The sequence below is a fragment of the Exiguobacterium sp. s193 genome (assembly GCF_018618755.1).
Classification (GTDB): domain Bacteria; phylum Bacillota; class Bacilli; order Exiguobacteriales; family Exiguobacteriaceae; genus Exiguobacterium_A.
Genome location: NZ_JACSMR010000011.1, coordinates 88,985 through 110,607 on the forward strand (window position 1 = coordinate 88,985; position 21,623 = coordinate 110,607).

General features: G+C 49.2%; 29 protein-coding genes. 10 read left to right on the forward strand and 19 right to left on the reverse strand.

All coding sequences use genetic code 11. The annotated features are described in order from the left end of the window. Positions 1-60 precede the first annotated feature (60 nt). A complete protein-coding gene (locus tag KNQ04_RS12775; protein WP_214851181.1) occupies positions 61-1,113 on the reverse strand; it encodes a DUF389 domain-containing protein in 1,053 nt (350 codons plus the stop codon). Between the two features lie 65 nt (positions 1,114-1,178). After that, positions 1,179-2,126, reverse strand: coding sequence for a cation diffusion facilitator family transporter (locus KNQ04_RS12780; protein ID WP_214851183.1), 948 nt, complete (start codon positions 2,124-2,126; stop codon positions 1,179-1,181). A gap of 345 nt (positions 2,127-2,471) precedes the next feature. Between KNQ04_RS12780 and KNQ04_RS12785 the strand changes: the two genes are divergently transcribed. After that, positions 2,472-3,377, forward strand: a complete 906-nt coding sequence (locus tag KNQ04_RS12785; RefSeq protein WP_214851185.1) for a sensor domain-containing diguanylate cyclase — start codon at positions 2,472-2,474, stop codon at positions 3,375-3,377. Between the two features lie 162 nt (positions 3,378-3,539). Here the strand turns inward: KNQ04_RS12785 and KNQ04_RS12790 are convergent, their stop codons facing one another. Together KNQ04_RS12790 and KNQ04_RS12795 are read right to left on the reverse strand one after the other, a co-directional pair. Beyond that, on the reverse strand, positions 3,540-4,181 hold the full coding sequence (locus KNQ04_RS12790) for a zinc dependent phospholipase C family protein (protein WP_214851186.1): 642 nt from the start codon (positions 4,179-4,181) through the stop codon (positions 3,540-3,542). 20 nt (positions 4,182-4,201) lie between these two features. Beyond that, a complete protein-coding gene (locus KNQ04_RS12795; RefSeq protein WP_214851187.1) occupies positions 4,202-5,059 on the reverse strand; it encodes an alpha/beta fold hydrolase in 858 nt (285 codons plus the stop codon). Between the two features lie 133 nt (positions 5,060-5,192). On the opposite strand from KNQ04_RS12795, the gene KNQ04_RS12800 reads away from it, so the two are divergent. Continuing rightward, positions 5,193-5,834, forward strand: a complete 642-nt coding sequence (locus KNQ04_RS12800) for an HAD family hydrolase (RefSeq protein ID WP_353049727.1) — start codon at positions 5,193-5,195, stop codon at positions 5,832-5,834. A 23-nt stretch (positions 5,835-5,857) separates the two neighbouring features. Then, complete coding sequence (locus KNQ04_RS12805; protein WP_214851188.1) at positions 5,858-6,286, forward strand: GNAT family N-acetyltransferase; 429 nt, start codon at positions 5,858-5,860, stop codon at positions 6,284-6,286. On the opposite strand, the gene KNQ04_RS12810 is transcribed toward KNQ04_RS12805, so the two are convergent. The 5 genes from KNQ04_RS12810 to KNQ04_RS12830 form a co-directional block, all read right to left on the reverse strand. Next, positions 6,261-7,175, reverse strand: coding sequence for a hypothetical protein (locus KNQ04_RS12810; RefSeq protein ID WP_214851189.1), 915 nt, complete (start codon positions 7,173-7,175; stop codon positions 6,261-6,263). The two genes, KNQ04_RS12805 and KNQ04_RS12810, sit on opposite strands and share 26 nt — an antisense overlap. After that, on the reverse strand, positions 7,172-7,699 hold the full coding sequence (locus tag KNQ04_RS12815; protein WP_214851190.1) for a sigma-70 family RNA polymerase sigma factor: 528 nt from the start codon (positions 7,697-7,699) through the stop codon (positions 7,172-7,174). Before KNQ04_RS12815 ends, KNQ04_RS12810 begins: the two co-directional genes overlap by 4 nt. 70 nt (positions 7,700-7,769) lie before the next feature. Continuing rightward, positions 7,770-8,348, reverse strand: coding sequence for a nucleotidyltransferase family protein (locus KNQ04_RS12820; protein ID WP_214851191.1), 579 nt, complete (start codon positions 8,346-8,348; stop codon positions 7,770-7,772). A 20-nt stretch (positions 8,349-8,368) separates the two neighbouring features. After that, positions 8,369-9,169, reverse strand: coding sequence for a phosphotransferase enzyme family protein (locus KNQ04_RS12825; RefSeq protein WP_214851192.1), 801 nt, complete (start codon positions 9,167-9,169; stop codon positions 8,369-8,371). Positions 9,170-9,181: 12 nt separating this feature from the next. Beyond that, on the reverse strand, positions 9,182-9,418 hold the full coding sequence (locus KNQ04_RS12830) for a hypothetical protein (RefSeq protein ID WP_214851193.1): 237 nt from the start codon (positions 9,416-9,418) through the stop codon (positions 9,182-9,184). 101 nt (positions 9,419-9,519) lie between these two features. Between KNQ04_RS12830 and KNQ04_RS12835 the strand changes: the two genes are divergently transcribed. The 3 genes from KNQ04_RS12835 (at position 9,520) to KNQ04_RS12845 (ending at position 12,340) form a co-directional block, all read left to right on the forward strand. Continuing rightward, positions 9,520-10,518 carry an NADP-dependent oxidoreductase gene (locus KNQ04_RS12835; protein ID WP_214851194.1) on the forward strand — a complete coding sequence of 333 codons (999 nt, stop codon included), beginning with the start codon at positions 9,520-9,522 and terminating at the stop codon, positions 10,516-10,518. A gap of 107 nt (positions 10,519-10,625) precedes the next feature. Beyond that, positions 10,626-11,516, forward strand: coding sequence for a heme ABC exporter ATP-binding protein CcmA (gene ccmA, locus KNQ04_RS12840; protein ID WP_214851196.1), 891 nt, complete (start codon positions 10,626-10,628; stop codon positions 11,514-11,516). Beyond that, the gene (locus KNQ04_RS12845; RefSeq protein WP_214851198.1) at positions 11,513-12,340 is read left to right on the forward strand and encodes an ABC transporter permease subunit; all 828 of its coding nucleotides are present in this window, start codon (positions 11,513-11,515) and stop codon (positions 12,338-12,340) included. Before ccmA ends, KNQ04_RS12845 begins: the two co-directional genes overlap by 4 nt. A 119-nt stretch (positions 12,341-12,459) precedes the next feature. Here KNQ04_RS12845 and KNQ04_RS12850 read toward each other — a convergent pair whose 3' ends face one another. The 6 genes from KNQ04_RS12850 to KNQ04_RS12875 form a co-directional block, all read right to left on the reverse strand. Continuing rightward, the gene (locus KNQ04_RS12850; protein WP_214851200.1) at positions 12,460-13,398 is read right to left on the reverse strand and encodes a DMT family transporter; all 939 of its coding nucleotides are present in this window, start codon (positions 13,396-13,398) and stop codon (positions 12,460-12,462) included. Positions 13,399-13,519: 121 nt separating this feature from the next. After that, on the reverse strand, positions 13,520-14,164 hold the full coding sequence (locus KNQ04_RS12855; protein ID WP_214851202.1) for an HAD family hydrolase: 645 nt from the start codon (positions 14,162-14,164) through the stop codon (positions 13,520-13,522). Then, on the reverse strand, positions 14,142-14,636 hold the full coding sequence (locus KNQ04_RS12860; protein ID WP_214851204.1) for a VOC family protein: 495 nt from the start codon (positions 14,634-14,636) through the stop codon (positions 14,142-14,144). Before KNQ04_RS12860 ends, KNQ04_RS12855 begins: the two co-directional genes overlap by 23 nt. Further along, positions 14,629-15,444, reverse strand: coding sequence for an MBL fold metallo-hydrolase (locus KNQ04_RS12865; protein ID WP_214851205.1), 816 nt, complete (start codon positions 15,442-15,444; stop codon positions 14,629-14,631). The genes KNQ04_RS12860 and KNQ04_RS12865 overlap by 8 nt, the downstream gene beginning before the upstream one ends. Positions 15,445-15,469: 25 nt before the next feature. Beyond that, positions 15,470-15,664: an LPXTG cell wall anchor domain-containing protein gene (locus KNQ04_RS12870; protein ID WP_214851206.1), complete on the reverse strand. Its 195-nt coding sequence runs from the start codon at positions 15,662-15,664 to the stop codon at positions 15,470-15,472. A 30-nt stretch (positions 15,665-15,694) separates the two neighbouring features. Next, entirely contained in the window at positions 15,695-15,883 is a 189-nt protein-coding gene (locus KNQ04_RS12875; RefSeq protein WP_214851207.1) for a PspC domain-containing protein, read from the reverse strand. A 171-nt stretch (positions 15,884-16,054) separates the two neighbouring features. On the opposite strand from KNQ04_RS12875, the gene KNQ04_RS12880 reads away from it, so the two are divergent. Together KNQ04_RS12880 and KNQ04_RS12885 are read left to right on the forward strand one after the other, a co-directional pair. Beyond that, positions 16,055-17,212, forward strand: a complete 1,158-nt coding sequence (locus KNQ04_RS12880) for a hypothetical protein (RefSeq protein WP_214851208.1) — start codon at positions 16,055-16,057, stop codon at positions 17,210-17,212. Positions 17,213-17,352: 140 nt separating this feature from the next. Next, positions 17,353-17,751: a VOC family protein gene (locus KNQ04_RS12885; RefSeq protein ID WP_214851209.1), complete on the forward strand. Its 399-nt coding sequence runs from the start codon at positions 17,353-17,355 to the stop codon at positions 17,749-17,751. A gap of 64 nt (positions 17,752-17,815) precedes the next feature. Here the strand turns inward: KNQ04_RS12885 and KNQ04_RS12890 are convergent, their stop codons facing one another. Beyond that, positions 17,816-18,163, reverse strand: coding sequence for a potassium channel family protein (locus KNQ04_RS12890; RefSeq protein ID WP_214851211.1), 348 nt, complete (start codon positions 18,161-18,163; stop codon positions 17,816-17,818). A 158-nt stretch (positions 18,164-18,321) separates the two neighbouring features. On the opposite strand from KNQ04_RS12890, the gene KNQ04_RS12895 reads away from it, so the two are divergent. Then, entirely contained in the window at positions 18,322-18,849 is a 528-nt protein-coding gene (locus tag KNQ04_RS12895) for a shikimate kinase (RefSeq protein ID WP_214851213.1), read from the forward strand. Between the two features lie 482 nt (positions 18,850-19,331). Continuing rightward, positions 19,332-19,679 carry a DUF2200 domain-containing protein gene (locus KNQ04_RS12900; RefSeq protein WP_214851215.1) on the forward strand — a complete coding sequence of 116 codons (348 nt, stop codon included), beginning with the start codon at positions 19,332-19,334 and terminating at the stop codon, positions 19,677-19,679. A 122-nt stretch (positions 19,680-19,801) separates the two neighbouring features. On the opposite strand, the gene KNQ04_RS12905 is transcribed toward KNQ04_RS12900, so the two are convergent. From KNQ04_RS12905 to KNQ04_RS12915, 3 genes are all read right to left on the reverse strand, one after another. After that, positions 19,802-20,497, reverse strand: a complete 696-nt coding sequence (locus KNQ04_RS12905) for an alpha/beta hydrolase (protein WP_214851216.1) — start codon at positions 20,495-20,497, stop codon at positions 19,802-19,804. 151 nt (positions 20,498-20,648) lie between these two features. Beyond that, complete coding sequence (locus tag KNQ04_RS12910) at positions 20,649-20,900, reverse strand: GNAT family N-acetyltransferase (protein WP_214851217.1); 252 nt, start codon at positions 20,898-20,900, stop codon at positions 20,649-20,651. Positions 20,901-20,960: 60 nt separating this feature from the next. Further along, on the reverse strand, positions 20,961-21,623 hold a 663-nt coding region (locus tag KNQ04_RS12915; protein WP_214851218.1), incomplete at its 5' end, for an RNA-guided endonuclease TnpB family protein.

Sequence of the window (21,623 nt, forward strand, 5' to 3'; positions counted from 1 at the left end):
TACGTTTCGTTTGACATGACCTCTTCATACCGAATCCAAGTGAAACAGGTGATCATCGAATCAGTCCTTTAACTGGAATGGGAGTTGATCAAATTGGAACGACCGGTTGCTGAACCAGCTGGATTGACGTAACCGCTCTTCCAGATAGCGGTTCAAGACGGATGCCGCCTGTTCCCCCGTCAACTTGTTGAGGTCCGGGACTTGGTTGATGACTAAGTCCTTACCCGCTAATCCATAATCCGGTAAACTCGACTCAATTGTCGTCATTTCTTCTTGAGACAAGCGTTTCCCGGTGACCGTCACCGTCAATTGTTCTTTTTCCTCATCATAGGATTGATCGATCACAACGCTGTCTGTGAATTGTTCATCAATCAGTGCCGAAATTCCGGTACTGATTAAACTTTGCTGGACTAAGGTGACGGCGGAAAACATACTCGGAACCGTAATCAGGATGGAAAGAACTGCGAGCGTGATCGTGATGCGGCGGTCTTGCCGTTGCCTTTTGTGTAATGCGCCCGCGATGCCCATGAACCGTATACCGATATACGTCGCGATTGCGATGAATCCGCAGTTGATGATGAATAGATAACTGGAACCTAAAAAATACTCCACATTCATCGTCGCAATCGAATAGCCGACCGTACAGAGCGGCGGCATCAAGGCCGTCGCAATCGCGACACCGGGAACGATGTTATTACCGACTTTTTTACGGGCGCCGATGATACCAGCCGTTCCACCGGCGAAGGCAATCACGACATCCCAAATCGTTGGTGACGTCCTTGCAATGAGTTCATTACTCGCATACGTAATTGGTGAGATGGAAAAGTATAACGTTGCCACAATCAGACTGACGGATACTTGGACGATTAATAGTTTCGCCGCCCGTTTGAGGAGAGTTAAATCGGATACGGATAATGCAAATCCGATCCCTAAGATAGGGGTCATCAACGGCGAGACGAGCATCGCGCCGATGATGATTGGAATGGAGTTCATGTTCAAACCGATTGAAGCTATGAAGATTGAACACATGAGAATTACGGAGTCGCTTGGTGTTACTTTTAAATCAGCATACATCTTATCTCTAAATTCACTCGGAGAATAATGATGATCCATTCGTAATCAACTCCTTTAAAGAAAGGAAAGCTGCCGTGAACGATGCATGGTGGTGAGACGTTGCATCAATGATGATGCGAATGGGAGGCAGGACTGCTGGCCAGTTCACATAACAAGGCGTCACTATGTTCATGATCCGCCGTTTCGATTTGAATCGTCGCATGATGAATATGTTGGTCTTCGAGTTTGTGTTTGATTTCCTGAAGTAACGCCTGACCTTCAGCAATCGACATAGCGCCGTCCGTGACGATGTGACACGACAGGGCATTCAGTCCACTCGTAATCGCCCAGACATGTAAGTCATGGACGTCGTCGACCCCTTTCGTCGACTGGATGGTTGCTGTTATGTCTTCGAGATCGACGTTCTCCGGAACTCCTTCCATCAAAATATTGACGGCTGATTTCGTCACGAAGTACCCGCTTCGTAAGACAAGGATTGCGACGATGATACTTGCGAGCGGATCGGCCCAGTTCCAGCCGAAGAACATGATGAGCAGGGCTGCCGCTATCGCACCAATCGAACCGAGCGTATCGCTCAAGACATGGAGGTACGCCCCTTTCATGTTCAGGTTCTCTTTGACGTCGCCCCCGCGTAACATGATCCAAGCGACGAGTAGATTGACGAGTAGACCGATGACACTAACGATCAACATGCCGGTCGAAGCAATCGACGCAGGTTCTGTAAAACGACGAATTGCCTCATAGAAGATATAAAGCGAAATTCCAATCAAAGCGACACCGTTGATGACGGCAGCCAATATTTCAAAACGTCTGTATCCGAACGTCTTATTGCCGCTAGCTGCCCGTTCCCCAAGTTTAAAGGCGACAAGTGAAATCGCAAGTGACGCCGAATCACTTAACATGTGTCCGGCGTCAGCGAGAAGTGCCAAGCTGTTCGTTAAGTACCCACCGACGACTTCGACGATCATGAATACCGTGATGATGGAAAAAGCAATCAATAACACACGTTTATTTCCCGTGTGTCCGTGGTCGTGCCCATGTTCATGTCCCATTTCATTCTCTCCTTTTAAATCGTGTTGTCTGCAATTCGGATAGCCCTTCGTCCGAAGAAGCACGTGGAAAAAATGAAGCAGCATATTGTCTAAAGCAGTTGCAACATATTCATTCCTTGCAGCAGATGACTCAATAAGTCCTCTTCAAGTCCATACCCGAAAAAGTCGCGAAAGATTCATGGGTAGTTCATTTGATTAAAGCACAATCCCTAAGTAACAGAGGAAAATTAAACTAATCTTTGATTTACTGATTATTTAACTCCCCTTTTGCACATAAAAAAGTAAAATTTTTGCAAATTACATGGTACGATATAGTCCATACAGACTAGAAGAAGGTGAACCAGCATGCTTATTTTAGGAATGGGCCTCGGTATTCTTATGACGCTCGGCTTCATGAAACTTAAACAATTAAATGTAGAACAATCAAACGTAGCTCCCCCACCATCAGTCGAACTGATTGGGCACCACTCGAAAGATATCGTTTATGTGTTTGAAGTAAAACCGGTCCAACGTTTTCGTTACATCAGCCCATCGCTTGACGAGCATATCGGGGAAGGTGTCGTCGCTGCGAGTTATGCGGACCCCGCCGTCTGTTTCGAACGGATCCATCCGGAAGATTTTGATGTCTTGGTCGCAAAAGTGTCGGGAACCGGAAATTATGATGCTTCTTTTTTACAGCGCTGGCGGACGAACGAAGGAACGTACATCTGGTTCGAAGAATACTCGACCCCGATTTACGAGAAAGGACAGCTTGTCGCCGTGCAAGGCATCATTCGCAATGTCGAACAGACGATGTCTGAAAAACAGGCGCTGGAAACCCGTTGCTGTACGGACGCCTTGACCGGTCTCTACAATCGGTACCAATTCGACCAGTGCCTACACGCATTCAAGACCTGTCAGGATACGCCCCTCGCTGTCTTGCTCCTTGATTTAAATGATTTAAAGGTTCAAAACGACCAATTCGGTCATGCAGCAGGTGATGATTTACTTAAAGTAACAGCGTGCATATTGAAAAAACATAGTCAAAACGTCTACCGGATTGGCGGGGATGAATTTGCTGTCATCGAATCCGATGTAACGGATGAAGAGATTGAGGCATTAAGAACACAGATCGATACGGAGATGCGCGCGTCACAAATCGCTATCGCTTCCGGACTAGCGATTGGTTTCGCCAATGAAATAGAGCAGCTCGTCGCACAAGCTGATTCAGCTATGTATGCCGATAAATCAGCACAGAAACAATCTTCATGAACGCGACACCACCCTTTTAAGGGAAATAGAAAAAACAGCTACGGTCGAAAGCACCTTAGCTGTTTTTTTGATGTAATCCATGTTTGTTTAACTTGTAGGAGAATAGTGTTTTAAATATACTCGTCGCTTATTAATTTTATTTATAAATTACGGTAATTGAAATTAATAAGTACTTTTGTCGTGCAACGTTCTGTTCGTTTTAATCACTTCCGGCAATCGTTCCAGGCACCGTAACACGGATTGTTCGATGTACTGGATGATTTCGGAATTATCGTCGGCGTAAACTTCCAGTGGTTCTTGTAATAGCGTTACATCGTATTGAAAGTCATCTTCTAGTTCCGCGATCAAAGTCGGTAAATGTTGTTTGCCGTACCCTTCAATCTCAAAATACGGAATCGTCAACGGCTCGATCGTGAGTCCGTACTGTTTGATGATCCGTCCATTCAAGCGCTGAAAGTCACGGTAGGACTTTTCTAAATCTGTTTGCCACTGCCCGCGCGAGACATACGCGACTTTTTTCAAATAAAAATCCAACCAGACTTGATCGGATATTAAATGACAAAAGTAGCCGAGGTAAAACGGTTCTGTTCGTTTTAATTCATATGTATGCAAAAACCGGTCTAGATTAATCCGGCTTTTCCCTGTCTCATCCACGTCCTTGAAATGCGTTTTCCCTTTCGGTACACCCATCAGTCCGTGAATGTCCGGCGCGATCCCACCCAACAGAAAATCACTCCGGGGCTCCAGTTTCAGCTTGTCCGCGAGCAATGACGCAATACAATAGTGCATGATTCGTGATCCCATATCGATTCACTCCTTTCGGCTTAATCGCGCGCGAACTCGTCGATTCGGTCGATGGCTGTAAGAACGGCTTCCGGTCGGTCCAGATGAATCGCGTGGCTTGCCTGCTCAACAAACAGTAGCTCGCTTTGAGTCGACAAGTCAGCTTGCTCGCAAATCAATCGTTCCCATGTGTCCTCAAGCAAGCGTAACTCCCCTTCCGGCAACCCCTCTTCGATCCCGCTGTTCACGGCCAGTTCCTTGTCGCGTCCAAGCACGGCGAGCGGAAGATCCGCGAGACGACCGCGCCGTTCCAACTTAAGGGCGTCGTCCTGCCACCGTTCGATGACCGTGGCCATTTCGCCGTACAATTTTGGATCGGTTCCGAAATCAATCAGCTTTTGTTGGACGTTTACCGGTAACTGTTGTTGCGCCTGCGTCAATTCCGGCCGGATTGTCTCGCATAAGGCGTGACGTGTCATCGCCGCATAAGCATGGCATTTTTCAACCCAGACCTGATCCGTCGACTCGGCATCGAGGACCGGTAACGTCAAGGCATCCAGTTGTCGCAAGCGGACGGACGTCGAGTCGACGAGAACGAGTCCGCGCACACGCTCCGGGTAATCGTGTGCCATCTGTTGCGCACACAGCCCTCCGTAAGAATGTCCGACAAGCAGGATCGGTTCCGTGACGCCGATTGTTTGAAGTAACTGTTTGAGTTGCACGGCAACCCCCGCCGTGCCGCGTTCAGTCGTGTTTTCCAATTCATGGCGGTGAAACGAGATGACACGAAACGTTTGTTTTAATGCTTCGATGATCGGATACCATTCGTGATAGCTGCAGCCAAGACCGGGCAGAATGACGAGCGGTCGTCCCGGCGTTTTTGTATCGAAATGAGCCATGACTTTTCCTCTCCTACTTAGATGAATTGTCGAAATAACTTTCTCTAGTTCAATTATTCCATTAATATGGAAATGGGTATACGGTTAATTCATCTAATTGGCGGTGATTGAAATTAAAAATATAACAGCAGTTGTGTTCGATTTAGACGGGACGCTTTTAAATCGTCAGCTGTCCTTAAAAAATTTCATCATGGGACAGTATCAGCGTTTCTTTAACGACTTCCAACCCGTTTCACTGCCGGACTATACGCGTCGCTTCATCACGCTGGACAACGATGGGTATGTTTCAAAAGATATCGTTTATCAACAGTTGCTGCAGGAGTTCGAGATCACGACGGTGACGTGGCGTCAATTACTCGACGATTACTTTGTTTCCTTTCCGAACCATTGCCTCGCCTATCCGGGTACGACGGATATGTTAAAGGGGTTAAGAAAACAGGGTTATCTGATCGGACTGATTTCAAATGGTCTGTCTGGTTTCCAGCACACCACTTTAAACGCTTTAGGAATAGCGGACTCTTTCGATTTCATCCTCATTTCGGAAGACATCGGAATCAAAAAGCCAGACCCGTTCATTTTCAACTATTTTTTAGAAAAGTGTGCCCTTGACGCACATGCGACCGTCTACATCGGTGACCATCCCGTAAACGACGTCTACGGTGCGCAGCAAGTCGGGATGAACGTGATTTGGAAAAGAAACGGTTCGGCGCTCCTCTCTCCTTGTACGGACTGGATCGACGACTGGGACGAATTAGGCACAGTGCTTCAAAATTAACTTATAGAACAGGAGTGTTTACCATGTCAGAACGACAATACCAAATCCGTCCCTACACGGAACAGGATTTCGAGGCGATTCAACGGTTGAATGCGGCTGAAGGCTGGAGTAATCTCGTCGCCCGGTCGGACGAAACGAAACGCGCCTTCGCGACGTCGAACGTCACGTACGTCGTCGTCATCGACGGAACCGTTTCCGGCTACATCCGCGGCATGACCGATACGGCGATCACGCTCTACATCTGTGAGCTGTTGATCGCAGACAGTGCCCGCGGGCAGGGACTCGGACAAGCCTTGCTCGGACATGTCCACGCCCTTTATCCGGCGACGCGGCTCGAGATTCTCGCGAGCGCCTCGTCCCACTCGTTTTACGAACAACTCGGTTATCGTCCGTTTTACGGTTTCCGGAAGACGATTGATGCAGCGGTCACAACGCCTCCCACATCTCCTTAAAAGCGACCGGATCGACTTTAAAGAAGACGTCCAGTTGCGGATAGACGACGTAGCCGCCTGCAATCAACCGCAGCGACACCGTGATGCCGTCCGCTTGCGTCACGCGTAAGACCTTCATTGTGTCGGGATGCATGTAGTCCGCGGCTTCTTTCGGGACTTCTTCGCGGATCATCGCATCACTTTGATACAAGGCATTCAGGAAGGCCCGGTACGGACGATCGACAGTCACCGGTCGTGCCGTTTCGGCGTCATTCCACTCGTCAAATGTCTGATAGGCGAAGTGTTTAACCGGTTGATCAAGATGTAAATCTTCAAAAAAATCGTTTCCCGTAGTCACTGTAAAACCCGTCTGGCGTTCGAGTAGCCAGACTTTTTTTCTACCTTCTTCCTCCCCTACGGCAAACAGGCGGACAGACGGCTTGTAACCGTCGACCCGATACAAAGTGACCGGTCCGAGGTTCGAGGCATTTTCGATGACGTCGTCACCTGTTTCCTCAAGTGTTGCCGTCACGCGCTCCAGCCGTTCCCCTTGCAGGGTACGGACGTCATCCGTCAGAGGTGTCTCCATCGCCAGATACAGCTCCTGCTTGTAGACGAGTCCCGGGAGCATACTGCCTGCGGTCGAATCGCCGTCGACTTGTTTATCCTGCGCCCAGTTCGGGACGACGACGGCACCGTCTGTCCGAACGATTTCTGTCGCAGGCGGTGTCTCTTGCAGTAGCATGCCTCCCCCGACCGTCAACAGGAGTGCTGTAACGAATCCTGTCGCGACCTTACGTCCGGTGAAGCGTTGTCGCCGTGCCCGCTCCACGCCGGCGAGCAATTGACTGCGGACCTGTCCCCGCGGTATGTCGATCTTATCGACTTCCTGTTTGACCTGCTCGTTCATCCCGCCCCGCCTCCCGTCTGTCGTGTCTGAACCTTTTGTATGGCCCGGTAGAGTGTACTTTTGACCGTGCTGACCGGTATTTGCAGGAGATCGGCGACGTTTTGCAACGTATAATCCTCGTAATACCGTAAGAACACGATGGTCCGTTCCGCTACCGTGAGCACTTCGAGCAAGTCCTGCAGGTAAAGATCATTGACGAGTCGCTCCTCGAACATGACCGGTTCCGCTATCTCCTTCGCCACTGTCGCGTAGTCGACTCGGATTCCTTTGGTTTTCTTTAACATGTCGAGCGCACAATTGATTGCGATCCGCGTCAACCATGTTTTGGCGATCGTCGCGTCCAATAACGTATGGCGGTGTTTCCAGGCGCGATAGGCGACTTCCTGCACATTTTCGAGCGCATCCTGGTCATTTTTTAAGTACAGGTAGGACATCTTGTAAAGATAGGTATCATGACGCGTCAAAAACATCAGAAACGTTTCATCATCAAACGCGGGTTGCCGCTTATTTCGCCGACCGATCATCGCCCGTTCTCCCCTTTCTGTCTGTCACTACCTGTTAGACTGCGTAACCGACCGATTTCGTTTCAACGATTTAATTTTTTTTCAATCCGGTTGTTTCATTCTCCGCTTCATGGACACCTGGCCAGTTCTTCACCCATTGTTTTTCCGCCAGCCGTTGCTGGTAAATCACTTGCCGTGCCGTCGCCTGGAACAGCGGCGTCGGCCGCAGCCGTTGCTGCAACAGATCACCAACGCCGTAGGCCGTGAAAAATTCAAGTTGGTCGGCTTGTAGCGTCAGACCAATCGCCGTCACGGTCTCCGGAAACTGTGCCATCGCGTCGCGGGACGACCGGTATGGCGGTAAGTCATTTTTGGTATGCATCCGTGCCTGATTTTTAACGGACCAAGGATAATCCGGCAATTGTGCATTCAATCGTTTTTCTAACATCCGGTCAGTCGCTTCCGTCGTGTCGGAGGCGTCAAAATAGATGACATCGATATCCGCGACCGCCGTCGCTTCCTTTTGCTCTAACGTATCCCAAACCTTCGCCCGGACATACCCGGCACAAATCCACCAGTCTGGTAAGTCGAGTCTCGCGACCGCCTCAAGAAGTATTCTTGTCTCCCGGTCCCGTTCAAACATCTGGACGATATCTGTTTCCGTCTTCATTTGCACCACTTCCCCCATTGTTAATCAAACCACATCACGCCATGCTGCTTGATAAAGGCAAGTTCTTGCTCATAATGCATCACGTGCCCCTCCTCAATCATCCGCTGAAACGCCTCCTCCCCGTCGGCTGCTTTACGATGAATCGTCAACAGGAGCGCTTCAATCCGTAACAACAACGTATCAAACAATTGCGCTTTTAATTCCGGCATCCCGTAAGACGCCAAAAAGATGTCGATACGCCGTTTGATCCGGTCTGGTCCCGTAACGGGGTCATAGTCGACTTGTCGCCCGTGTTCATCATGATGAAGCCGGCTGAGCGGGACGAACGTATACAACGTGTAGGCGATGTCCCAAATGCGTGGGCCGGGTGCCGCTAAATCAAAGTCGATGACGCCGATCGGTTTTTCGTCCTTAAAAATGACATTGTAGACGGCAAAATCATTGTGACAGATAACTGTATACGGCAACGGCGTATTATCGAGCGGTTCCCATGACGCGGGTACTTCGAAGTCTGCCGTGGCATCATGAAACTGACGGAGTAACCGGGCCGTCTCTGCTAACACGGCCTCCGACCACATGTAGGCCTTGAGGGGATAGTTTCCCGCCTCCCCGTCAAGATACGACAGGATTTCCCGATTTTGCGGATCGATTCCGAGAAACCGGGGACTTGCCGGATACTCTTTTTTCTCGAGGTGCACGAGCAGCCGGTGAATCCGCGGACTGTCCGGCTTTTGTTCCCGCCGGACCGTGTCGCCTGCGCGACTGACGGCAGAAACGTTTCCCCCTGTTAACGGTTGTTCCTGTTCGCTTTTCTTTGACAAGATGTAACCTCCCTATCGTTTCGAATCAAACTTGGATAAGAAGACGATGATACCCGCACCAATCAAACACATGATGACATCACTGAACGTAACCGCTCCTATCTCAAAATCAAGCATCGTCCTGACAAGCTGCCAGACGAGAACGAGCGTGATTGCTAAAGGAACGGCACGTTTCAACCAGCGGGGTATGCGAATCCATTCCCGTAATAACCGCTCTCCCCATTTCTTCAACACGTCACCTACTTTCACGATTGGTTAATCCCATATTTTCCCTATCCAATTTCAGTATAGCATTATCGGAAGGCGTGATACACTGGTTAAAAAGAGTTGTCAGAGAGGGTGGATGCTCGGTGAAAGCAATGACGATTGAAAAATATGGAAACGTACCACTCGAACTAACGGAACAGCCCCTTCCCGTTGTCTCCGCACATGATGTCTTAGTCGAAATTCATGCCGCGAGCATCAATCCGGTTGACTTTAAGATTCGGGACGGCAAGCTCAAGCTGTTGATTCCCTACCAGTTCCCGTTGATTCTCGGCAACGATTTTGCCGGTATCGTCACGAGGGTCGGTCCCGCGGTTACACAGTTTCAAGTCGGCGACGCCGTTTACGGACGCGCTGAAAAACGGCGGATCGGGACATTCGCGGAATTCATCGCGATTCATGAAGACCTCGTCGCACGAAAACCGGATGCGTTATCGTTCGAAGAGGCGGCGTCAATTCCGCTTGTCGGTTTGACGTCCTATCAGGCACTCCACGACGTCTTACAAGCGACACCGGGTCAAAAAATCTTAATCCAGGCCGGTGCCGGCGGTGTCGGGACGTTCGCCATCCAACTGGCGAAGGCGATGGGACTGTATGTCGCGACGACCGCCAGTCCTGCCGGCCATGATTTGGTCAAAGCACTCGGTGCCGACGAAATCATCGATTACCGGACCGTCGCCTTCGACGAGGTCTTACATGACTTCGACGGCGTCTACGATACGATTGGCGACGACACGCTCAGACGGTCCTTTAAGATCGTCCGGCCCGGTGGACAAATCGTCTCGATTTCCGGATTGCCGAATGGCCGGTTCGGCAAAGCGTACGGTTCCGGGTTCCTGAAGACGATGTTATTTCGTCTCTTGACGGTCCGTGAGGCATTTCTCGAGCGGAAATACCGCGTCACATACACGTTTTTGTTCATGAAACCGAGCGGACGACAACTGCAGCACATCACGGAATGGATTGAGACGGGGCAAATCAAACCGGTCATCGATCGCGTCTATCCGTTTGAAGCGGCACAGGAGGCACTCGCGTATTCGGAATCCGGTCATGCGAAAGGGAAAATCATCTTGAAGGTGAAGTAACGAACAAACAGGAAGCACTTCCCTTAGGGAGAGCTTCCTGTTTAACTACAAAAAGAATGATTTTCTTCGTGAAATTTCAGTATGCAGAACAGGTGAGGAGATATTAAATGCTAACATTACAAAACATTTCGAAGACGTTTGGTGATCGGCTTGTCTTATCAGATATGTCGTTCACGATTCCACGGGGAAAAGTAGTCGGCTTGATCGGTCCGAACGGTGCCGGGAAAACAACGCTGATTCGAATCATGAACGGTGTGATCTCCCCGACGCATGGTACGGTCCGTTATGATGATCAGCCGATTGAAGCCCTTCGTACGAAAGCTGGTATCGTCACCGAAAGTGCGGGGTTGTATCCTGATATGACGGCGCTTGAGAATTTAACTTTTTACGCATCTTTATATGGTGTCAGAAATAAAAGTCATTTGCTTGAGCTGTTGAACCAGTTCGACTTGGCCCATGTCCGCGATGCCTACGTTCATACGTTTAGTACTGGTATGAAAAAGCGACTCGCGCTCGCTAAAGCAATGCTGCATGACCCGGAAATTTTATTTTTGGATGAACCGACGAACGGACTGGACCCCGACGGCATTCGCCAGGTACTGGATATGATTCGCTCCGTGAATCAAACGAAGGGAACGACTGTCATCATCACGTCTCACCTCCTCTACCAATTGGAGAGTGTCTGTGACGCCTACATCTTCATCGAACAAGGGCGTTTCATCGATCAAGGGACACTCGTCGATTTATTGAACCGTCACCAAACTTCGATTCGCGTCAGAATCCGGACAAACCTTCCACCGGACTCCGCCCGCACGATGTTCGAAACGGCTGTTGCACCTGTTGCTCCTGACGTGATTGAAGTATCGTTTAAAGACGAAACGTGCATCAGTCCTTTTTTGAAACAAATCATCGATCAGGGCTACGCGGTGTATGAGTGTCAAATAATCGACCGTGATTTAGAAGGTGTCTATTTTAAGTTAAGGGGTGAAACGAAATGAACCTACCGCTCGTGCTTGCCGTGATTAAAAAAGACAGCATCCAACTCTTCCGAAAAAAGATTTTGCTGTTTACGTTGATTATCATTCCGGTCTTGATGGGGCTCGTCCTTCCGATCGGATTCGCCTGGTTCATCATCGAGCTTGATCCGTCCACGTTAACCGACCCGGAAGTGCTTGATTTGCTGAATCGTTTTTTGGCGACTACGGCCAGTCCGGATGTCCTGACACTGACGTTTAATGAACAATTGCTTTATTTGTTCCTAAACTATCCGCTCGTGACGTTATTTTTGTTAGTTCCGGTCATTACATGTTCCGTCATCGCTGCCAATAGTTTCGTCAGTGAAAAGGAACAGCATACATTAGAAAGCTTATTGTTTTCGCCAATCACCATCCGTGATTTGTTTTACGGCAAGCTGCTGATCTCGATTGCGTCATCCTACCTGATTTCCGCCGTCTGCTTTTTGATAAATCTGCTTGTCATCAACACTTTGATTTCCGTCAATGGCTTTTCAGTCAGCTTTCCCTCGACCCAGTGGTGGGTGTTACTCTTCCTCCTGTTACCGATTCTTTTATTGACGACGGCGCTAATTAATTTATTGATCTCGACCCGGGTCAGTACGTATCAGGAAGCACAAAATTTGAGCGGTATCATCATCTTACCGTTCATCGGATTAATCATCGGTCAAATCAGCGGATTATTCTTTATCAATACGTTTTTCCTGATTCTGTTATCGATCGGTTTACTGATTTTAAACGTTTTCCTGTTAAAACTCGCGTTGCGCTTCGGGACACGCGACCAGCTATTTAATTCCCAGATGTCCTGATTTAAAAAATTTACAAACAAGTCGGTACCGGTTGTCGTAACCTATACCAACGTTCTCTTCTAAATAAGCAACTAAAAAACGCCTTTCGGGATTCAAAAGAATCTCGAAAGGCGTTTACTTTATAACCGGATCAGGACAATTCCGCCGATCATCACGAGCAAACTGAGAATTTGAACGCCAGTAACCGGCGTCCGGGCTGCCCCGAACCAACCGAACCGGTCAATCAAGAGACTCCCCGTCAACAGACCAATCGTCACGATGATGATGGCGACGCCGGTGCCGACGAGCGGGACGATGAACGCATTCCCGGCAATGAACGTCGCACCAATCAGACCACCGATGAACATCCACCACGGTTTTGGCGCCGTCCGGTCCAGCTGGAGCTTCGGTCGGACGAGTAGCAACACGAGTAGTAACGTCAGCGTCCCGATGACGAAGGAAATCAATGCCCCTTTAATCGCCGAATCGAGGACACTTCCGAGATGCCCGTTAATCGCTGCTTGCATCGCACTCATCATCCCCGTTACGATGCCGAGTAAACGCCAACCGGTCAAGTTGACTTCCGCAAGGTTCTTCGTTTCCTGTTGTCCGCGTTGCCGGCGTTTCGCTAACCAATCACCTAAGGCGACAGTACCGACGACACCAACCAGGACGAGCATTGCCCCGATTAGGCGAGTCGGCGACAACCGGTTGACAGCTGAATCGAACCATCCGAAATGGTCAATCAACAGCCCCATGATGACTTGTCCGAAGATGGGCATGATGACCGTCTGGACCCCGCCCAGTTTTGGAAACAGTAAGATGTTTCCCGTCAAGAAGATGACCCCGAGAACACCACCGAACCAAATCCAGCGGGGTTCCGTCGTCCAGAGAGCTTCGTTCAATGTGAAGTTCCCTTCGACGATCAAGGTTAAGAGGACTAAAAAGACGGTCCCGATACTAAACGAGATGAAGGATGCCGTAAACGGTGATCCGACAACTCCACGCAGCCGTGTGTTGACACTCGTCTGCACCGGAACGATGATGCCGATTGCTAAACCAATGATAATTGCTAACATGACGTGCCTCCTCTAACTACAAACAGATTCCGTCTCATCATACGGCAACGGGTTACAAAAAGGCGATTCCTCTGCCTATATGTTCAGACGAACTCATGATGAGGTGACACGACGTGTCCCGTTAAACGATTTTCGTGATTGTCAGCAAATCATCGACGACATGCTCGGCCGTCGCGAGCTCCGCTTCCTGTGCAAAGTCAAATCGGCAGCCGATCGCCGGCCAACCGTTTTCTTTTGCTGCCGTAAAGTCCGATTGCCGGTCGCCGACAACGTAACCTTCCCGTAGCCCGTGTTTCGTCCGAATCATCCGGACGAGCTCGGCTTTGTTGAGTGAATCGACGTCTTCAATGCTATAGACCCCGGTCAGGTAACGGTCTAACGCAAACTGCTCGACGATTGCCGCTAAATACGCTGAAAGTCCGTTACTCGCGACATATAACTCGTGTCCGGACGCGTGAAGTGTTTCCAGTATCGTCACAGCATCCGGATACAAGGCGCCTTGCCCTGTCTGAATTCGCTCGATCAAGGCTTGTTGAAACCAGTCGTCCATCTGCTTGCGGTCGGTTTCCGGATGTGCCGGCAAGAGAGTCGCCCAGACTTGCGGTAACGGGACACCCATGATTGTTTCGTATGTATCGAGCGGTGTTGCGTCATGCCATTTACCGGCTTGCCGTAACTTGGTAAAAGCGACTTCTAAAGCCGGCCCTAAAATCCGGTGCGTCTGAAATAACGTCCCGTCCATATCAAAGATGATTGCTTGTTTCATCGGTCTCCCCCTCTGCTTGAGCGTTTATACGCAGCCAGTCGCTCCAGTACATCGTTCCCGTGATGCGGTGCGGATTGGCGATCGGACAGATGAACTCGAGACTGTTCCCGTCCGGATCATTGAAATGAATTTTCGCGTGCGCGTGGTGCGCCAGTGCGATGACGAACGGTTCCGTCGGTTCGAACCCAAATGCTTTTCGTGGTGTGTAACCGTGTGCCGTCAACCAATTAACGGCATCCGTCAATGCTTCCAGTTCGACCTGGAAGGCGATATGCCGGATCGACGGATGGTAGTCGAGTTCGACTTGATCCGCGACCCAGAGGCCAAGACAACTTTCTTCTTTGACGATCCAGAGAAACGCCAACCGGTCGTCGACGATATGATCGAGTGTCAGCCCGAGTCCTTCGTAAAAGGTAATCGATTGTTGTAAATTCCGGACCGGGAGATGCGCTTCGTACAGACCCTTAATCATCCGTGCCGCCTAATGCATCGATGTAACGCGTTGCCGACCGGGCAACTGCATCCGCTGCGTCGTTTTCGACGATGCGGTGAAAGGCATCATACAACTGGTTAAATGACAGCGTGCTGAGTTGCGACGCCATCTGCGCTACTGTCGTTGCCGGCAACGGAATCAGGTTCGGATAACTGTACATGAAGCTGACCCACGCCCGGTCGGCGACGACACGGACGATATCACCCGTCAGCAGGACACCACGCCCTGCGTCTCCCTGCGTCCACTCAAGGACCGTCGCGCCGTCAAAATGACCACCAATCCGGTGCAGAACGAGGTCATCTGCCAGTTCCAACCGATCACCGGACCAGAAAATAATCCGAGCGCTCGGTCGCGTCACCCATTGTTCGTCTGCCTGATGGATATAGATCGGAACGCCAAATGCTTCTGCCCAGTCGACTTGTGTCGCATAGTAGTGCGGATGCGACAAGGCGATCGCGTCAAGTCCCCCCTGTTGGTTGATTTCATCAATCACGGTCTGATCGAGATAAGTAATACAGTCCCATAACAACCGCTTTTCCCCGGCGACCAGATATGCCGTTTGCCCGATTCCGAATTGTGGTGATGTCACGAGGCTCATCAAACCCGGTTGCTCCGGTGTCACCGTCGTCCGGTAGTTCCCGGATGCGACCATCGCCTCACGCGTCGTCCACGATTGTCCGTCAGGATTGACGTATTGCCGTTCATCACTGCAAATCCGGCAGGTCGTTGGTTGAACTTCAACCGCATCCGTCTGCACCCCGCAGGTCGTACAAATCCAATAACTCATTTCTTTTCCCCCTTATTTTAATCAGTTACGCGTGCCGCTTCTTACGGGCGACTACGGCACTGATGCCCCCCAACAGGAGTGCTCCGCCGACGAAGCCGAGAAAAACGCTCCAGTTGAACTCTCCTTGCACGCTGTACATGATTGTTACTCCAATCAAGGCGCCGATTGTGATCGCGAGCAGTCGCGCCGCTAAGGATGACGTGCGATTCTGTTTGTTCATCTGGGTTGCCCCCTTCTGGTTGAGTTTGTGTTACAACGTCCGTGGTGGACTCGCCATCGCATTCGCAAGAATCAGATAAATGATGATGTTGACCGGCAGTGGGATAAAAATAAAAATTAAGCGGACGGCGAATGACGACAAGCCAAGCTGTTCCGCAAGTCCTCCGCAGACACCCTGGATCGATTTGTCGGTCGCTGATTTCCGTAATGTTCTTGCCATTTTGATGCACTCCTTACTGAATATAAAAATTCGATTTACTTGAACCTCCAGAAAAAAACTGGATAACCCGTCCATCTGTTACAATAATTAGGTACTTCACCAGTCTACACGTTTTGATATCGTTTTTCATCCGATTGGCGATTTTTAATCTACTAAAAAAGGAGAACTATCATGTACATCAAAACTTCTCTCGCCGTTGCCACACTCGCGCTCGCCATCACGAGCGGGTGCACGAATGACACCGCGTCGGGTACAAAAAACTCACCGGGCGTTAAAGCAGAAGCGGTTTCAACCGCTGCCGCGACACCGGTTTCAAGCGAACATAAGCCGGTCGCATTATCAAAAAAGGAGGATTTCGTTTCAATCGGTACGCAAAAATCGTACAATCTATCGTCCTTTTTTGTCGGTCAGTCAATCCAGCTTTCTCCGGAGTATCTATATGAACACGATATTTACTACACGCACTTCCTCCAGACGAACGAAAACAAGGTTAACAGCACGATTTACCGCTATTCCCCGGGATTGAACACGAATGAAGTGATTGAGACGGTCGATCAAACGATCGGCTCATTGACCGGTGTGTCCCATTACCTGTTCTGGGTCGCGTCAGCGCCGGCAGAGGACGGGATTGCCTGGACGATTCACAGCTTCAATCTCAAAAATGGAAAACAGGATGTGCTTGACCGAGGGGTCAGCCGCTTCGATGCCTCCATCCCGGTGCTTGACGCTTCAACGACTCGCGTCTCCTGGCTGATCCATGACGCAACCGCGAAGAAGACAACAACGCTGATGAAGTCCTTTGATGTTGCCGCCGATACAATCATCATCCACGAACAGTATGACCTCAACAAAAGAAAACGGGACGGTATCTTACCGTTTGATTTCCGATTGGGCGACGCCGGACGCTTGATTCATACCAGCACGTTCAAGGACGGGACTAAAACCTCGCGCCTTGCGAGTGACGACGGCAGGTTCCAGCGACCGATTGATGGATTGATTGATTTCGAGTACGGTGCTGATTACGTCGCAATCGGTGAAGAGGGACACGCTGCTTTTTTACCGCTTGATTCAAAAGAACCCGACTTCACTTATGAGTTATCCGATCGGCATTCAACCGTCGATGCGTTTCGTTTCTTGTCCCGCGACCGGCTAATCTTCCGTGAAAACACGTCGCAGCTCCTCTATGCCGACTTAACGCGCGGAACCGTCGCCCCGTTGACCGAAATGGAAGACACGACGTCTAAACCGATTTACGTCAACGGAATGATTGCCTATTCCGTTTCGGACGGTCAGGATGTTACGTTTCATGTCATCGACGTCACGCCATGACCGCTACTCCACCTTGCTTTTTCTAGAGCCGGTGGAGTTTTTCGTCTGCATTGAAACGGTTTATAATATGCTAAACTGACATATATACAATAAAAAACGGAGCGCCGCTTGCGGTCCGTTTTCGAAAGGACGTCCATAAGTTGAAACAAATTCATCACATCTGTATCCAAACGGCTGATTACGCTGCCTCTAAAACCTTTTATGAAGCACTCGGGTTCGAACTCGTCCAGGAATCCCCGGACTTTCACACCCGTGCGTTTAACAGTTGGCTCAAGCTCGGCGACTTTTATATCGAACTCCAGACGAACAAAGTCGACGAGACCTTGACGCCTTATACGAAACATACGTCCGGTCCCGTTCATTTCGCTTTATACGTCGACGATTTAGCGGCGGAAGTCGCACGGCTCGAACAACGCGGTGTCACCTTCCTGCCGAAAAACGGCGGAAACATCTACTTCGTCGTCGACGGGCATCTCAGTAAATTAAAAGCACCAGAAGGGACGATTGTCGAACTGCGGGATACATTTGTCATTTCCTGATTAACGACTCCACATGAGCAGTTCTATTTTGATGATTTCAGGTCGTCTTTCTGAATGCCGGTCATCACTTCCCGTTTCGTTTATTTTTGTTTAAGTGAAACTCTTTTAGCGCCCGGTTAAAATTGACGATCAAGGCACTGATGACCCCAATGCCAAGCAAGACGTACCCCATCGTAAATATTTTGCCGAGCGGCGTGACGGGATAGATATCACCATATCCGACCGTCGTCAGCGTCATGACGGAAAAATAGAGGGCGTCAAGATAAGTCAGCTGTTCGACATTGTGATAAAAAAACATTCCGACTGCAAGCAAAAAGGCGACGGAGAACATGACTGCCTTTTGTTCGTCTTGCCGAAACAGGATTTTCAGGACGTAGTACATATTCCGTAACAGAATGAAAAAGGCAATCATCGTATCTTCCTCTCCTGACCATCAATCGTCTCCGACAGGCGCAACTACCGTTCCTTTACCTTATTGAGAGATTTACCCGAAAAAAGGGTGAACGATTCATCGAAAGCAATCTAAGATTTATTGGAAAATAGGATTTTAACGTTCGGGAGGTTTTATAAATGCGTATTCAAATCATCGGCGGGTCCGGCACCGGCAAAAGTACGCTCGGCAAGTGGATCGGCCAGCAAGAAGGCATACCATGGATCGATAGCGATCACTACTTGTGGACGGATCAAACATTCACTGAAAAACGGTCGGTCGACGATCGGTATGCCTTATATAGACAGGACATCGAACGCCATCAACAGTACATTGTTTCCGGTTCCGTCTTTTCGTGGAATCCCTACGGCTTCCCGGACCGCGAGTTGCTCGTATTTTTAACGTTGGATGAAGAAACACGGATGAACCGGTTAATCAAACGGGAACAGGCACGCTATCCCGATTTTTCAGGTTCTAACGATTTCCTCGACTGGTGCAAGACATATTTGACGGAGACGGACCCTGCCATGATTGGGACATTGGCAGAACATCAACTCCAAATGCTTCTTTCGAGATCACCCGTCATCCGGATCGATGCCGCACAATCGACGGACGAAATGTACAACCAAATCAAAGAGCAGTATCAGAAACTTTGTATATCGTCTTGACGAGATGGATTACGACGAACCATCTTTTCGATTGACGACTTTTTTAAATCCATCGGATACACCAAACAAAAAAATGATATAATTTGTTAAATTAAGGATTTTTCAGAAAGGAGTCACGTGATGGACGTCCGAACGGGTACCCCCTACAAATACTACTTTTGGAAACGGTTTTGCCTATTGTTTCTCCCGTTGTTCTTCATCGGGATTTTACCGGAACCGTTCATTACGGATAATCCGTTCGCCAGTCTTGAAGATTATGGGGAGTTTGCCTTCTTTTTTTGTTCTATTTATTCGTGTTTTCCGGAATTTCTGCTTTTTTGATCTCAATCCGTTGGAGAATGAAATATGCCCGACGTTAATGGGTCCGTTTTTTGATCTTCGTATCGGTGAAACTTGTACTGGAAACCATCCCTCATTGGCAACGGCCCTCTTTTTCACGAGAAAAGGAGGGCCGTTATTTTTAACGAAAAGGAGGAACTACAATGACGAAACACCGGTTGTATACGACAGCGTTCTCAAGCGTCTATCCACTTTACGTCAAAAAAGCGGAACGCAAAGGTCGGACAAAACAGGAAGTCGATACGATCATCCGTTGGTTGACCGGGTACTCGGAACAACAGCTCTCGACGTTATCGCAAGATACGACGACTTTCGAAACTTTTTTTGCGGAAGCACCAGACATGCAGGAACGGCGTTCACTCATTAAAGGTGTCGTCTGTGGTGTCCGGGTCGAAAACGTCGAGGAGCCGTTAATGCGCGAAATCCGCTATCTCGACAAACTGATTGACGAGTTGGCAAAAGGAAAAACGCTCGAAAAAATCTTGCGGTAAGAATCAGGGAGAAAGCATCATGCTGGCGACTCTCGCTTCCATCTTCGGGATAACACCATTTCCTGAGAACCGTTTTTAAAGAAAACCGGGCCCCTGAAAAGGAGTCCGGTTTTTCTGAACTTTTAAAAACGCTCATCCAACCAGTTCAAGATGTCGGCAATCATGTCATCTGAGACGGTATGGTTGATGTTTGGATATTTGAGGAACGTGACATCATTGTTAGTTGAATCCACATAATGCTGTTGTGTCGCAATCGGAATGACCTCATCGTCCTCTCCATGTAACAATAAGGTCGGTGTCACCTGTTCTTGCGACAAGGGATCATAACTTCTCAAGCGTTGTTCTTCTGAAGTGGACAACGTCGTTCTTTTGTCACGGCTTCGTAAAAGCTGTTCCGCAAAGAGGAAGGAGCTGGACCCGTTGATGTTAATCAATCCCGCGCTTCCCTGTTGTTTAGCTGCTGCACCGCTCGCGATGAATCCTCCCATCGAGACGCCGAGCCAGATGATATCATCCTTTGAAACGTTCAGCTGTTTTGCGAGCGTGCCTGATTCTTCAATGCTTTGAAACACCACTTCCCAAAAGTGCTGTTCGACGATTCCCTGGTCAAAATACGCACCTAGCGCATTGCGGCTGTCATGCAGAATCAGCTCCGGCACAATGACGGTAAATCCATTACCGGAAAGCATCCGGGCGAATTCATCATATTTGGTCACACTCGATCCCCAGCCATGATACAAACAGATCGTTTTACGGTGTTTTTGATATTCGGCCGGATATGTCCGGATCGACAGAACGGAATCATTTACTGTGTACATCGGTCTGTCCCCTTTCCCATTTAGATATGTTAAATGGAATTGTCGGTTTTAAATATCTAGTCTCGGAAACCAGATTTATTGTGATTTAAGAATAGTAAGATAGGTGACTAGAGTAAGGAATATAAACACTTTCGAGCCCTCTGCACAAAGTTCATTCGCGTGTTTCTTTAATGCATCCCATTAAAATCGAGTCATTATTTAACTCTTTCATTTGTTTAAAACCACACTTTTCATAACTTGAAATTGCTCGTGTATTCGTTTTCTTAACATCCAATACTATCATTGCAGCACCTTTGTCATCCAAAAGATAATCCACCATCTTTCGAATCATTATCGAACCTATTCCTTTTCCCCATAATTGCGGTTCTCCAATAAATTGATCTATCCCTTGAACTACCTCCACCTACGCTTCGCTTAGAGGTGGAGGATTCCTGAGTGATTCGACCTAACGGTCGAAATTTGATCAGGCTAACCCCGTCGTCCCGACGGTTGAAGAAGCTAAGAGGCGTTCAGCTTCTTGTTTGAGGTTCAGTCCTGCGTTCACATCCCGGTCGTGATGGATCCCGCAACTCGGGCATGTCCATTCACGCAAGTCAAGATGTTTCACGTCTTTGTGTTGATGTCCGCAACTGGAACACAGTTGACTAGAGGCGAAGGTCTTGCCGACTTTCACGACGGTCTTCCCGTACCATTCCGCCTTATATCCGAGCATGCGGAAGAACTCCGACCAACTGACATCAGAGATGGACTTGCTCAACTTGCGATTCTTCTGCATGTTCTTCACGTGCAAGGTCTCGATCCCGATGATGTCGTGGTTTTTGACGATCTCGGTCGACACCTTGTGCAGGAAATCGGTTCGCTTGTTGGCGATCTTCTCGTGGATGCGGGCGACCTTCCGCTTCTGCTTCTGATAGTTCTTCGCCTCGGAAAGTGTTACTTTCTTGTCCAAGGCCAACCGTTGACGACGAGAGAGCTTACGTTGCTCACGTGCCAGCTTTTTCTCAAGCGAACGGAAGTAACGGTCATTCTTGTACACCGTGCCGTCCGACAGGATGGCGAAGTGCTTCAACCCGACATCGACGCCGACGGACGAGCCCGTCTTCGGCATTTCGTTGCTCTCCTGCTC